Raw genomic sequence first — 13,461 nt, 5'->3', positions numbered from 1 at the left:
GCGACGGTACAGCCGAACCTCCGGACCGGGATTACTCGTCGGCCTCGGTCGCGATTCGGTACGCGTCGCCGTCGTACGCGACGAAGTACGGCTCGTCAACGCCGAACGGCGGCTGACCCGAGTCGTACTCCCGTATCGTCACCGCTTCGGCGTCGTGCTCGCGGAGGAGTCCGATCGCGTCGCGCAGGCGGTCGCGCCGCAGGACTTGCTCGGCGATTAGCCGCCGCGGTTCGGCGTCCGCGGGAGGGGTATCGACTCGGGCGAGCGTGTACGTCGCGGGCCGACTCCACTCCTCGTCGGGGTCGCCGCGCGCCGACGTCGCGGTCAGCGAGTCGCCGTCGCGCTCGACGCTCACAATCGCGTCGCTCGGCGTCACCGCCACGGGGTCGCCGAGCAGATCGAACGCGACCGCGTGGGTCACGCCGTCGTCCATTCCGACGGTGAAGGCGTACCGACCGCCGCCCAGATGCCCCACGTCGTGGCCGTCCTCGCAGGGGACCGGTTCGCCGTAAAAGACGCGCAACGCGTCCGTTCGCGTGTTTCCGGGATAGAGGTGCGTCGCCGGAAGCGGCGTCATCTCCGGTGCGACCCGGTACCACTCCCCGTCCGAGAGTTCGTAGAGGTGCCACTCCAGCGGATTCCCCTCGACGACCTCGTGGGAGCGGTTGACGAACTCGAAGTCGAGGCGACCCGGAACGACCGTCGCCTCCGCGCTCGGTTCCAGATACACCTCGGTGGTCGCGTCGGCCTCGTGATACCACGCCATCGCGTCGGCGTCCGGAAGTGGCGGGAAGTCGGCTCCGGCGAACTGCGAGTCAACGTTCGGGCCGGGAGCGTCGGTGTCCCAGACGGCAATCGAGAATCCCTCGGACGGACTACCGAAGTGGTACCGACCCGGCGCGACGTCGGCCTCGTCGGGATGGCCGAGCAGGTAGTACTCGCCGACGACCGACTCGTCGGGGTCGAGCCAGAGGGATTCGGGTTGTTCCGGCGGGACCTCGGTCGCGTGCCAGTGGCCGTTTTCCCGGCGTTCGTACCCCGGGGACTCCTCGACGAGCGGATTCTCCTCGGTCGGCGCGAGGTATATCCCCTCGGCTTCGGAGTGTTGCGGTTCGCGCAGCCGTGCGAGATTGACGCGGGCGAACGGCGGGAGCGAACTCGTTCGGAACTTGGTCCGAAACTCGTTCAGATTCGTCACCGTCGCTCGGAGGACGGCGGGCGAATCGCCGGTCGCCGTCGCGACCCACTCTAACTGGACGCCGGCCCCGGTCTCGACGCCGTAGCCCGTCGAGACGAGCGACGCGGTGCGAGGTCCGGTCCGCAAATCGACGACCTCCGGTTGCTTGTGTGACATTATAGGGCGGTACGGTCCGGCGCTACATGAAGATGGCAGGAGCGACCGGGAGACCCTTAAGAAACGCTTCCGTTAGCAAAGCCATGTTCGACGAGATTATGCAGAAGTTCGAGGGGAGTCCCTCCCAGCAGGCGGTCATCCGACTGCTCCTCGAACGCGGGTTCTCGGTCAACGACGACGGGCGGGTCGTCTCCGGCAGCATCGAGATTCCCAACACCCAAATCGCCCGCGAAATCGACGTGGACCGGCGCGTCGTGGACTCCACGACCGACGCCATCCTCGAAGACGAGCAGTTGCGCCGCATCTTCCAGAACATCTCCTCGATTCCGAGCCTGATGGACCTCGCGCCGGTCCTCGACCTGCACGTCCTGACGGTGGACGTGTCCGACGCCGACCGACCCGGCATCGTCGCGACCATCACGACCCTGCTGGCGGACGACGGCATCTCCATCCGCCAGACCATCAGCGAGGACCCGGAGTTCACCGACGAACCGCGGCTCTATCTGGTGACGGACGCGGAGGTTCCGGGAGACCTCCTGAACGAACTGAAGAACCTCGACTTCGTGCGGAAAATCGAGTTGCAGTAACTTCGGTGGTCGATTTTTAGCGGTGGATTTTGAGGGAGTCGATTTTCGAGAGGTCGGGTTTCGGCGTGAGAGGGGACGAATTGCGACGAGGAGCGAAGTTCAGCGACGAACCCAGCTATTTGTAACTCCGACCCTTAGAAGACTGCCATGACCTTCGACTCGAACCGACGCCGGTTCCTCGCGCTCGCGGCCGCCGGGGGTGCGGTCGGTCTCGCCGGCTGTTCGGGGGGCGCGCCGTCGGCCGGCCGGGACGCGACGGCCGAGACGACCGCGACGACCGATTCGGGCGGCAGGGAGACGGCGACCGCGGCGGAGGGCGACTCGCTGCCCGAGGCCGTCGGACTGGAGACGCTGGCGACCGGGTTCGAGGTGCCGCTCGACGTGGCGTTCGCGCCCGACGCCGACCGGCGCTACGTCGCCGACCAGCGGGGTCGCGTCTTCGTCCACGAGTCGGGTGGCCTGCGCGACCGGCCGTTCCTCGACCTGCGCGAGACGGTCACGGTGGGGAGCGAGACTGGCCTGCTCGGTATCGCGCTCCACCCGAACTTCGCCGAGAACCGCCGCGTCTTCGTCCGGTACAGCGCCCCGCCGCGCACCGGCACGCCGGACGGCTACAGCCACACCTTCGTCCTCTCGGAGTTCGAGGCGACCGCGAACGGTCGGCGAGCGAGACGCGACTCCGAGCGAACGATTCTCGAAATCCCCGAACCGCAGGGCAACCACAACGCCGGGTCCGTCCTCTTCGGTCCGGACGGCTACCTCTACGTCGGCGTCGGCGACGGCGGGTCGGGCGGCGACCGAGGCACCGGCCACGTCGAGGACTGGTACGACGCCGTGGCCGGCGGCAACGGACAGGACGTGACCGAGAACCTGCTCGGGAGCGTCCTGCGAATCGACATCGACAATCAGCAAGGCGACAGGAACTACGCCATCCCCGAGGACAATCCCTTCGCGGGCGACGACGAGGGTCTCCCCGAACACTTCGCGTGGGGCTTCCGGAACCCGTGGCGGATGGCGTTCGACCGCGGGGACCTGCTGGTCGCCGACGTGGGCCAGAGCGCCTACGAGGAGGTGAGTCTGGTCGAGAAGGGCGGCAACTACGGCTGGAACGTCGAGGAGGGCGCTCACTGCTACTCGGCCGACGACTGCCCGGACAGCACGCCGAGCGACGTGCGCGGCGGGGAACCCCTCCGCGACCCCGTAATCGAGTATCCCCACTCGGGCGAGGGCGTCACCGGCGTCTCGGTCATCGGCGGGGAGGTCTACCGCGGGTCGGCGGTTCCCGACCTCTCCGGAACCTACCTCTTCGCGGACCTCTCTGCTCGCGGGCGACTGTTCGCCGCGACGCCGCCGGAGTCGCGGGACGGCGGCGGAACCGCGGACGGAGCGAACTCCGACGACGGTCTCTGGCCGACCGCGGTCGTGGACGTGGCCGACGACGACGCCGGGAAGGTGAGTCGGGTCTACTCGTTCGGCCGGGACGCGGACGGCGAGGTGTACGTTCTGTCGAGCGGCGACGACGGCGGCGGTCTGCACCGCGTCGCCCCGGCGTAGTCGAGTACCGCGGGCGTCGCGTTCGGGGGCGCAGTTCCTCACTGCGGCGACTCGCCGTCCGCTGGCCCGCGGAACTTTACCGTCTCGGTGACAAGACAGAGGTATGGTCGGACTCCCCGACGAGCGCGAGCGTCTGGCGTGGTGGGGCCTCACGCTGGCGGTCGCGGGTCTCTTCGCGTTCGTCGTCTGGTCGTTCGTCGGAACCATCGTCCTCGGCGTGTTCATCTACTACGGCGCGCGTCCCCTCTACCGACGGCTCAGGACCGAGTTCTCGTCGGACCACGCCGCCGACCTCACGCTGCTCATCGTCCTCGTGCCGGTTCTCGCGCTGGTCGGCTACACTGTCCTCGTCGGTCTCGACCAGTTCAGCCAGTTGACCGGCACCGACTTCGAATCGTACGCCCAGTTCGTGCCGGGGTCGCCCGAGCAGGCGACAGCGCTGGTCGAGAAGGTTCGGGGGGTGGTCGGTCCCGGCCCGGCGCAGGGCCAGATGCAGGAGGTCCTCTCGGTGGCGGTGTCGGCGTTCACCACGCTGACCGCGGGGCTGGCGCATCTCATCCTCTCCGTTCTGCTGGCGTTCACGCTCCTGCGCGAGGACGCCCGCATCGCGGCGTGGTTCCGCGGCCAGTTCGGAGCGGAGGGGTCGGCGGCCTACGCCTACTTCGAGGCGGTGGACGAGGACCTCCACACGGTGTTCGTCGGCAACGTCCTGACCGTCTTCGCGGTCATCGTGATGGGACTGATGGTGTACAACGGACTGAACCTCCTCGCGCCCGCGAGCATCGGCGTGCCGGTGCCGACCCTGCTCGCGCTCCTAACCGGGTTGGCGACGCTCGTTCCCCTCGTCGTCGGGAAGATAGTCTACGTGCCCGTCGGCGTCTACCTCGCGTATCAGGCCGCGACGGGACCGGGACCGCTCTGGTTCCCCGCCGCGTTCTTCGGGGCCTGTTTCGTCCTGCTGGACCTGCTTCCGGTCGCGGTCCTCCGGCCGTACATCGCGGGCCGGAACATCCACGGCGGATTGATGATATTCGCGTACATCGGCGGGACGATGCTGTTCGGCTGGTACGGCCTGTTCCTCGGTCCACTGCTGGTCGTAGTGAGCGTCCACCTCGCCAGAATCGTCTTGCCGGGGCTGGTACACGGCGAAACGGTCACCGGCGCGGTCCGGACCGCCGAATCGCTCGGGGCCGACCCGAAGTCGGTGGTCGAGAGTCCCGTGGCCGACGACGCGGTGGCGGCAGAGCCGACGGACGACGCCGACGAGCGCACGACCGACGGAGGCAAGGCCCCGGAGGGTGAACCCGCGAGCGAACGCGAGGAATGACCGACGACACCTACCTGACGCTGGCGGGCCGGGGCCGAGCGACCTTCGAGATTCGCGGCTCTGAGTTCGTCGGCCACGCCGCGCCCGCCGCCGACCGCGAGGCGGCCGAGGCGTTCGTCGCCGAGGTCCGGGCCGAGTACGACGACGCGACCCACAACGTCCCGGCCTACCGGGTCCGGGAGTCCGGCGGGAGGGCGTCCGGCAACGACGCCGGGGCCGGTCGCGGGATGCTCCGGGAGTACGGCGACGACGACGGCGAACCCTCCGGGTCGGCGGGCAAGCCCGCGCTGAACGTCCTCCAGCAGGAGGACGTCGAGAACGCCGTCGCGGTCGTAACCCGGTACTACGGCGGGACGAATCTGGGCGTCGGCGGACTGGCGCGGGCCTACTCGCGGGGCGTCAAGGAGGCCATCGAGGACGCCGGAATCGTCGCAGAGCGCCCCCACGAGCGGTTCTCGGTCGCGGTCGAGTACGACGACTCGGGAACCGTGCGCGGGATTCTGGAGAGCGCGAGCGGCGACGAGGGCGCGGCGTTCGACGCCGACTACGCCGAGCGCGTGAGCTTCGAGGTCCGGGTACCCGTCGCGGAGGCCGAAGGGCTTCGAGACCGGATCCGGAGCGCGACGAGCGGACGGGCCGAAATCGACGGCGGCGAGTGAGTGGAGTCGATTCTCGTCCGACTCACCCACCTAACGGCACTCCGCCGAACGCCGCGAGCGCAATCACCCAGTAGGCGACGTAGAGACCGCCCAACAGAGCGCCGTGCCAGCGCTTCAGGCGGCCCTCGTGGAAGAAGTAGGCCGCGAGCGCCGTGACGACGACGACCGCGGGGAGGTGGAACGTCAGCACCGACCGCGAGATGGTGAGGTCGCTCAGGAGCATGACGACGCCGACGTTGCCCGTCACCGAGAAGAGGACGCTCCCGACGACGTTGCCGACGCCGATTTCGGGGACGCCGCGCCGGACCGGTTCGAGCGTGAGCATCACGTCCTCGAAGGTCAGGATGGCCGTCAGCACCGTCGCGCCGAAGACGGTCCCGTCGATTCCCGTGCCCTCGACGACGGCCTCCGACCCGGCCTCCAACAGCATCGAGGCGAAGACGATGCCCGCGAGCGCCGCGACCGCGAGCGATATCCAGAGCCACCCCGACCCGGTGCGGCCGGCGACCACGCGGTCCTCCGGAATCGAGGCGACCGAGTTCGGCAGGGCGTGGCCGCCGTCGGCCCGCTCCGTTCCGCGGCGCGAGTCGCGCTCGCCGCCGTCCGAGCGCACCGACTCGCCGAGTTCGGTGTTCCGAAAGACGGGCGTCTCGCGCCGATACTCCCGGACGAGAACGTAGCCGAACGCCAGCACGAACGCGCCGACCAGCAGGAGTCCGTGGACGAACGTGAGCGTGCCGGCCAGCACGAACGGCACCAGCACGAGCGGTCCGAGCGCGAACAGCGCCACGTAGTCGGTCGGCAGGTCCACCGAGAAGGGGCGCACGACGGCCGCGAGCGCGAGCGTGACGCCGACGATGGCGAGCGCGGTCCCCAAGGCGGTGCCGAGCGCCGCGCCTTCGAGGCCGCCGCCCGAGAGGACGAGCGCCACCACCGTGTCGTCGAACTCGAACCCCGTGAAGAGGATGGCGAGCGCGAACAGCGACACCCGGAGACCGAACGCCGCGCGGGTCAGGTAGCTGATGAGCTTCTCGACGCAGGCCGTCAGCAGGAGTCCGCCCGCGCCGAGGACGAGTATCGCGCCGACCAGCCCCTTCCCGTCGAGGAAGCCGCCGACGAGACCCTCGATGCCGCCCTCGCTCCCTCCGCCTCCTCCCGCGCCGTCCGGCGCGACGACGCCCGCTTCGGCGACGCTTCCCGCGGCGACTCCCCCAGTGACCCCGGCGACCAGCAACGCGACCGCTACTAGACCGACGCCGACCCCCCGACGTAGCATATCCACCTCCACGACGCGGAGCCTCATGTAACCTCGATTTCCGGTAGACGAGTCCATTGAAAGATTATACACGCAAGCGGGCGGGGGCTATACGCGACAGACCACCAGCGAAAGCTCCGGACCAATCCATCGTCGGGGGATGAAGGGGCCGCGCGCTCGCGGCCGAAGGCCGTGGTCGTCTGAGCAGGCCAGTATTCGAGGCGAGCGCTAGCGAGCCGAGAGTATCCTGCTCAGCGACCGCGAGCGCGCGGGGGCTTCGTGAGGCGCGTTCGCGGGATTTCTGTCGATGTTGCTATTTCCAGTGATCGCAACCGCGTCTCGCCCGGCGACACACAAAACATATCGCCGGGAAAGCCGAACTACCGCGACATGAGCGACGCCCACACCGCCGAGACCGACGGCGACGCCGAGCGCGACCCCGAGGGCGGGCGCGAGGACGCCCTCGACGCGGCCGTCGAACTCGACTTCGGCGAGACCGGTCGCATCCCCGCAATCGCACAGGACGCCGACACCGGCGACGTGCTGATGCTGGCCTACGTCACCCCCGAGGCCGTCGAGCAGACGCGCGAGACCGGTCTCGCGCACTACTACTCGCGGAGCCGCGAGGAGTTGTGGCAGAAGGGCGCGACCAGCGGGCACGTCCAGCGCGTCCGGGAGGTCCGCGCGGACTGCGACGGCGACGCCCTGCTCTACCTCGTGGAACAGGAGGGCGGCGCGTGCCACACCGGCTACGAATCGTGTTTCTACCGCACCCTCGACGGCGAGGTCGTCGGCGAGAAAGCCTTCGACCCCGACGACGTGTATGAGTAGCGCGACCCACTCCGCCGCCGACCTGCCAGCGAAGTTGGCCGACGCCGACGCGGCCTACCGCGACGTAGAGAGCCGAATCGCCGACTACGGCGAGGAGACCGTCGAGCGCGTGGCCGACGCCTACGACCGGGCGACCGACCTGCTGGACCGCTACGAGGGGCAGGCGACCGGCACCGGCAAGGAGAACTTCAAGAACTTCATCCAGTTTCAGGAGCAGTTCACGTCGCTGGTCGAGGACCTGCCCGACGACCTGCCCGAGCGCGAGGCCTTCGAGGACGCCGACGACCGCTTCGACAAGCGCCGACTGAGCGAGTCGGACTTCGCCGCGGCCCGCGAGCGACTCGCCGACGCGAGCGACATCGCCGGACTGCTGGACGAGCGCCGGGAGGCGCTGGCGGCGTACCGCGAGGTCCGCCGGGAGGTCGGCCGTGCGCTCGCCGACGTGCGCGAGGAAATCGCCGAGCGCGAGCGACTGGTCGAACTCGGCGACGCCGACCTCGACGCTCCGGTCGAAGAGATTCGAGACCCCATCGAGAGCTACAACGAAGCGGTCGGCGAGGCGTTCCGGGAGTTCCGGTCGTCGGCCGGCGCCCGCGAGGTGCTGTCGTTCGTGGCCGCGACGGAGGACTACTCGCTGGTCGAGTTCCGCGACCCGCCCGAGGCGCTCCGGGGGTACGTCGAGACCCGCGACGTGGGGACCGAGCCGATTTCGGACCTGCTGAAGTACGCCCGCTACTCCAACTCGAAACTCGACCACTACGTCGAGAGCCCGGCCGCGCTCAAGCGCGCGGTGGCGACCAACGAGACCTACCTCGAACGACTCGACGCCGACCCCCTCCGACTCGACTGGCCGCCGCGGTCGGCGGCCGACCTGCGGTGGCGCATCGAGGAACTCATCTCGGTAGTCGCCCGGTTCGCCGACGACGAGGTGGTCGCCGACCTGCGCGAGGTCCAGTCGCTCGTCCGCGACGACGACCGATTCGAGCGCCTGCGGACCGCCGCCGAAGCGAAGACCGAGTTGTCGGACTCGGAGCGCGAGAAGGTGGCGAGCGGCGCGGTGGAATCGGAGTTGGACGAGTTGCGCGAGAAGAAAGCGCGGTTAGAAGACGCGCGGGACGAGTATCCCGAGCGGTAGCAGTCTATTTCTGAAATCGCGTCTCGTCAGACCTCGGCCTTCGCCGCCCGCAACTGGCCTTCGAACTCCGTCGCCAGTTCCTCGGCGCGGGCCTCGTCGCGGGCCTCGGCGTAGATGCGGACCATCGGTTCGGTCCCGCTCGGCCGGGCCAGCACCCACGCGTCGCCGTAGTCGATGCGGTAGCCGTCGAGCGTCGTGGTCTCGGCGTCCGAGTCGTTGGCCTCGCGCTCGGCCGCGTCCAGCAGGGCCTCGCGCTCGGCGTCGGTGTCGTACTCGATGTTGACCCGGACGTTGTGGTAGCCGTCGTAGGGCGCGACGACTTCGCTCGCGGGGCGCTCGGCCAGCAGTTCGAGGAAGCGCGCGGCGGTGTACGCGCCGTCGCGAGAGAGTCGGTAGTCGGGGAAGAAGATGCCGCCGTTTCCCTCGCCGGCGACCGGGACCGACTTACCCTGCTCGCGGAGTTCGCGGATGCGGGTGATGATGTTGGTCGAGCCGATGGGCGTCAGTTCGAGGTAGGCGTCCTGCTCGTCGGCCACGTCCACGAGGCGCTGGGAGACGTTGACCGCCGAGACCACCGAGTCGCCGGCGTCGAGTTCCGCGGCCGCGAGCGCGGCGAGGGTCGCGTCGCCCTCGACGTACTCGCCGTTCTCGTCGTAGAAGATGGCGCGGTCGGCGTCGCCGTCGTGGGCGATGCCCACGTCGGCGTCCGTGGCTTCGACGAGTCGGCCGAGGTCGCCCAGATTCTCGGGGATAGGTTCGGGGTTCCGACCGGGGAAGTGGCCGTCGGCCTGGCTGTTGGCGGTGACGACCCGACAGCCGAGTCGCCGGAAGAACTCGGGACTGGTGAGCGACCCGGCTCCGTGGCCGGGGTCCAGCGCGACGGTCAGGTCGGCGTCCGCGATGGTCTCGCGGTCCACCGCGTCGAGCATGGCATCGACGTACTCGCGGCGCGCGCCCTCGACGCGCCGGCTCTCGCCCGTCTCGCTCCAGCGAGCAGAGTCGAACTTCTCTGCGAGGAACTTCTGTTCGATGCGCTCCAGTTCCTCGACGGAGAGTTCCACGCCGTCGACGCCGATTAGCTTGACCCCGTTGTACTCCGGCGGGTTGTGCGAGGCGGTTATCATCACGACCGGGGTAGACTCGCGCTCGGCGTAGGCCTGCGCGCCCGGCGTCGGAATGATGCCGAGTCTGTCCACGTCCGCGCCGACGCTGGCGAGACCGCTGGCCGCTGCGTCGGCCAGCATCCCGCCGGTCGCGCGGGTGTCGCGTGCGACCGCCACTCGCTCGGTCCGCCAGACGGTCCCCGCCGCCTTGGCGACTTTGAGTACGAACTCGGGGGTCAGCGCCTCGTTGGCGACCCCGCGAGTACCACTGGACCCGAACACTTTCATGTGCCACGCTCAGGACCCGCGGGCAAAAGTTATTCCGGAGCGCGCCGCCCGAGAGAGTCGTTGACTACGTTAGCGTGTTGACGAGTCGGGGGCGGAGGAGAGGGCCGAGACGAGGAAGTGCTACGACGGCGACACCGACCACCCGGCGCGTGCGGTCGCCAAAAGAACCCAACGCGCAGAACCCGAACGTTTTCCCGACTCTCCGTCCGTCTGTCGAGTATGGGAATCAGCATCGACGAGAAGCGGGTGTACGACGCCAGCGAGGGACCGACCCCGGTGTACGTCGCCGGCGAGTTCGGCGTCGCCCGCGTGGACACCTCCGACGACCTCGTGGGCGAGTTCGGGCTGGCCCACCGGTGTACCGCCCGCGACGCGGCGGGGCGAGACGGCCGCCTCGCGGTGGCGACCGACGAGGACGTGCTGGTCGGCGTCTTCGGCGACGAGAGCGAAGCGACCGTCGAGTTCGAGGCGCTCGGCGTCGGTCCGGCGGTCGCGGTCGGGTTCGCGGACGGCGACGCGGGCGGCGGCCTCGTGGCGGCCCGCAATGACGGGACGGTCGTCCGCGAGGACGGGGCAACCGGGACCGACGCGAGTGCGGATAACTGGACGGAACTCGGTGAGTTGGGCGACGTGCGGGCGATCGACGGCGACCTCGTGGCCGCCGACTCGGGCGTCTACCGGGTCGCGGGCGAGGGGCTCCACCACGTCGGTCTGGAGGGCGTCCGCGACGCGTCGGCCGCGGGGGTGCCGCTGGCCGCGACCGACGGGGGCCTCTACAAACTCGCCAACGGCTGGATGGACGTGCTGGACGGCGAGTTCCGGACCGTCAGCGCCGAGAAGTCGAAATCCGGAACGCTCGGCCGGGCGCACGCCGCGGGCACGGACGGTCTGTTCGCCCACGACGAGGGCGAGTGGCGCGAGGTCGAGTTACCCGTCTCCGGCGACGTGGTGGCGCTCGACCACGGCGCGGGCGCGTACGCGGTCACGGCCGACGGCACGTTCTTGTTGTCGGTCGGCGACGGCTGGAATCACCAGATTCTCGGGTTGCGGGGTGTCGAAGCGGTCGCCGCGCCGTAGCACGAAAGCAATCTCTAGAATCCTCTTAGAAATATTTTTAAATGTTATAAGGATAAGAATATTTCTCTGTCCGCACTACCGCCGCCGAACACGTCAACCGCGCCGACCGACGAGTTGCGATTGAAAACCGATTTACCCGCCGACGTACACCCCTCGCACATGATTATCAGCGGGTCAGCCTCCCAGACCCTCGCGGCCGAACTCGCGGCCGCACTGGACGAACCTCTGGCGAGCGTCGAGTACGAACGATTCCCCGACGGCGAACTGTTGGCGGGCGCGCCCGGCGTCGCCGAGGCCGACGACGACCGCGCGGTCGTCGTCGCCTCGACCGTCTCGTCGGACGCTCACGTCGAACTCCTCCAGTTGCAGGACGCCGCCCGCGAGTGGGGTGCCTCGGAGGTCGTCACCGTCCTGCCGTACATGGGCTACGCCCGACAGGACGAGGCGTTCGAGGCGGGCCACCCGGTCTCGGCCCGCGCCGTCGCCCGCGCCATTTCGTCGGGGACCGACCGCGTGCTGACCGTCGAACCGCACGAGGAGTCGGTCTGCGACTTCTTCGAGGTTCCCGCCGAATCGGTCGAGGCCGCGGGGCTCCTGGCCGACCCGCTCCCCGCGGACCTCCAAGAGCCGGTCTTCCTCTCGCCCGACGAGGGCGCGCTCGACATCGCCGCGACGGTCCGCGAGAGTTACGGTACCGGCGAGACCGACTACTTCGAGAAGGTCCGCCACTCCGGGACAGAGGTCGAGTTGACGCCGAGCGACACGGACGTTGCGGGCCGCGACGTGGTGGTGACCGACGACATCATCGCCACCGGCTCCACGATGTCCGGCGCGGTCGAGATTCTGCGCGAGAAGGGTGCCGACCGGGTGTTCGTCACCTGCGTCCACCCGATGCTGGCCGCCGACGCCTACACGAAGCTCTCGAAGGCCGGCGTCGAGGGAATCTACGGGACCGACACCATCGAGCGGCCCGTGAGCGAGGTGTCGGTCGCGCCCGTACTCGCGGAGGAGTTGTAGGTTCAGAGCGGTTCGACTGCAGTCGTTCTGATGCTCGGCAATCGTCCGGAGGGTGACTCGCGACGTGTGGGGTCAACAACCCCTTGTTCGTAGACCGAATAACGGGACTATGGGCATCTCGGACAACATGGAGGAAGTGGAGCCGACGATACTCATCGGAATCGGATTCGTCCTCTTTCTGATTCCCGAGCCCGCGACCTCTGCGCTCGGTATCGGTTTGATGTTGTTAGGTATCGTCTGGTGGATTCAGTGGGCGTAATCGAGGAAACAGCCGTTGGCGAACACGCATCTGGAAACTCGTCGGTTGCCGACTGTGATGCAGGTTTAACAGCAAGGTGGGAAGTACTGTTACAGAGTCTCACCGTTTTCGTAAGGCAAGTTGGTAGATGTGTTCAGGCCCGTACTTTATCTCGGAGACTTCCCATTCTGTGTCGGTAGTAGCTTCGCGGACGCGACTCGGAGTGAAAAGCCTGTACAGCCATGGCTCACCCACCGTTCCATCGTACTCCATCTGCAGGAGGCGATAGGCAAGGCCCTTCGATGGGTCACTATAGTAGTCCAGTTTCGATTTCGTCTTCTCATGCTCAGGATCGAAACCGTCGATGACGGCAGTTGCATCGGGTGTTGTAACGTATGCGAGGTCGTTAAGAAACTCTCTAAGGCCTTGCATCGACCGAGAAAGGCCTACCTGCGTTCCGAACGCAATCGCTGACCTGAACCTGTTGGTCTCGAACGCATCGGGGAGTGTGAACATGTTCACTCGTCGAGCGTCAGTCACACCACGGTCGCGTAATATCTCGACCAACGTTTCATTTTGCTCGATGGCAACAGTCTCAAATTGGTCCTGAAAATAGAGTGAATGTCGTCCAGCGCCAGCGCCCATATCCAGCAATGGCCCGTCAAGCAAGGATTCCAACCAAGAACCGTCGGCAGTGAACTCATCAAAATAAAACTCTATTTCGACCTCCTCGGTCTCCGCTCCTCTCCGATAGAGAAGTGGACCTTTCATCTGGTCGAAATGGAAATCATGGAGCGCCTGCGCAAACGGGTCAGACATATCTATACCAAACAACATTATCGGCTGGTGAAAGCTCTGACGATGGCACGACACGTAATACCACGCCCCGTCGAGATAGATTCACGCTCCGTATTCAGCACGGCACTCTAGATGACCACTCGCTAGTGTGTCGAAAACGACGAGTATGCGCGCGCTCTCCAGTTCGAACTTATCTCTCCGAGAGCCGCCGGAGCCGAAACGCTGGGAGTCCGTCGGC

At 67.7% G+C, this 13,461-nt stretch carries 13 protein-coding genes; 9 read left to right on the top strand and 4 right to left on the bottom strand.

Annotated elements, in window-relative coordinates; translation table 11 throughout:
- Positions 1–31: 31 nt before the first annotated feature.
- Positions 32–1,354 carry a hypothetical protein gene (locus M0R88_RS07780; RefSeq protein WP_248656371.1) on the bottom strand — a complete coding sequence of 441 codons (1,323 nt, stop codon included), beginning with the start codon at positions 1,352–1,354 and terminating at the stop codon, positions 32–34.
- A gap of 83 nt (positions 1,355–1,437) precedes the next feature.
- Here M0R88_RS07780 and trpY point away from each other — a divergent pair, with 83 nt between their 5' ends.
- From trpY to M0R88_RS07760, 4 genes are all read left to right on the top strand, one after another.
- Positions 1,438–1,941, top strand: coding sequence for a TrpY family transcription regulator (gene trpY / locus M0R88_RS07775; protein ID WP_248656370.1), 504 nt, complete (start codon positions 1,438–1,440; stop codon positions 1,939–1,941).
- A gap of 147 nt (positions 1,942–2,088) precedes the next feature.
- Positions 2,089–3,495, top strand: a complete 1,407-nt coding sequence (locus tag M0R88_RS07770) for a PQQ-dependent sugar dehydrogenase (protein WP_248656369.1) — start codon at positions 2,089–2,091, stop codon at positions 3,493–3,495.
- A 103-nt stretch (positions 3,496–3,598) separates the two neighbouring features.
- Positions 3,599–4,822, top strand: coding sequence for an AI-2E family transporter (locus M0R88_RS07765; RefSeq protein ID WP_248656368.1), 1,224 nt, complete (start codon positions 3,599–3,601; stop codon positions 4,820–4,822).
- Positions 4,819–5,481, top strand: a complete 663-nt coding sequence (locus M0R88_RS07760; RefSeq protein ID WP_248656367.1) for an IMPACT family protein — start codon at positions 4,819–4,821, stop codon at positions 5,479–5,481. Before M0R88_RS07765 ends, M0R88_RS07760 begins: the two co-directional genes overlap by 4 nt.
- Before the next feature lie 22 nt (positions 5,482–5,503).
- Here the strand turns inward: M0R88_RS07760 and M0R88_RS07755 are convergent, their stop codons facing one another.
- The gene (locus M0R88_RS07755; protein WP_248656366.1) at positions 5,504–6,784 is read right to left on the bottom strand and encodes a sodium:calcium antiporter; all 1,281 of its coding nucleotides are present in this window, start codon (positions 6,782–6,784) and stop codon (positions 5,504–5,506) included.
- Between the two features lie 342 nt (positions 6,785–7,126).
- Here M0R88_RS07755 and hisI point away from each other — a divergent pair, with 342 nt between their 5' ends.
- Positions 7,127–7,567 carry a phosphoribosyl-AMP cyclohydrolase gene (gene hisI, locus M0R88_RS07750; RefSeq protein ID WP_248656365.1) on the top strand — a complete coding sequence of 147 codons (441 nt, stop codon included), beginning with the start codon at positions 7,127–7,129 and terminating at the stop codon, positions 7,565–7,567.
- Positions 7,560–8,702 carry a DUF7118 family protein gene (locus M0R88_RS07745; RefSeq protein ID WP_248656364.1) on the top strand — a complete coding sequence of 381 codons (1,143 nt, stop codon included), beginning with the start codon at positions 7,560–7,562 and terminating at the stop codon, positions 8,700–8,702. The genes hisI and M0R88_RS07745 overlap by 8 nt, the downstream gene beginning before the upstream one ends.
- 26 nt (positions 8,703–8,728) lie before the next feature.
- Here the strand turns inward: M0R88_RS07745 and glmM are convergent, their stop codons facing one another.
- Positions 8,729–10,093, bottom strand: coding sequence for a phosphoglucosamine mutase (gene glmM, locus M0R88_RS07740; RefSeq protein ID WP_248656363.1), 1,365 nt, complete (start codon positions 10,091–10,093; stop codon positions 8,729–8,731).
- Positions 10,094–10,303: 210 nt separating this feature from the next.
- Here glmM and M0R88_RS07735 point away from each other — a divergent pair, with 210 nt between their 5' ends.
- From M0R88_RS07735 to M0R88_RS07725, 3 genes are all read left to right on the top strand, one after another.
- Positions 10,304–11,170, top strand: a complete 867-nt coding sequence (locus tag M0R88_RS07735) for an HVO_0234 family beta-propeller protein (protein ID WP_368409378.1) — start codon at positions 10,304–10,306, stop codon at positions 11,168–11,170.
- A 159-nt stretch (positions 11,171–11,329) separates the two neighbouring features.
- The gene (locus tag M0R88_RS07730; RefSeq protein ID WP_248656361.1) at positions 11,330–12,187 is read left to right on the top strand and encodes a ribose-phosphate diphosphokinase; all 858 of its coding nucleotides are present in this window, start codon (positions 11,330–11,332) and stop codon (positions 12,185–12,187) included.
- Between the two features lie 109 nt (positions 12,188–12,296).
- Entirely contained in the window at positions 12,297–12,446 is a 150-nt protein-coding gene (locus M0R88_RS07725) for a hypothetical protein (RefSeq protein WP_248656360.1), read from the top strand.
- 99 nt (positions 12,447–12,545) lie between these two features.
- Here M0R88_RS07725 and M0R88_RS07720 read toward each other — a convergent pair whose 3' ends face one another.
- Entirely contained in the window at positions 12,546–13,244 is a 699-nt protein-coding gene (locus M0R88_RS07720) for a class I SAM-dependent methyltransferase (RefSeq protein ID WP_248656359.1), read from the bottom strand.
- Positions 13,245–13,461 lie beyond the last annotated feature (217 nt).

It is taken from the genome of Halorussus gelatinilyticus (assembly GCF_023238445.1).
GTDB classification, from domain to species: Archaea; Halobacteriota; Halobacteria; order Halobacteriales; family Haladaptataceae; genus Halorussus; species Halorussus gelatinilyticus.
The sequence above is the reverse complement of the archived record's forward strand: the minus strand, read 5'-3'. Positions and strand labels throughout refer to the sequence as shown.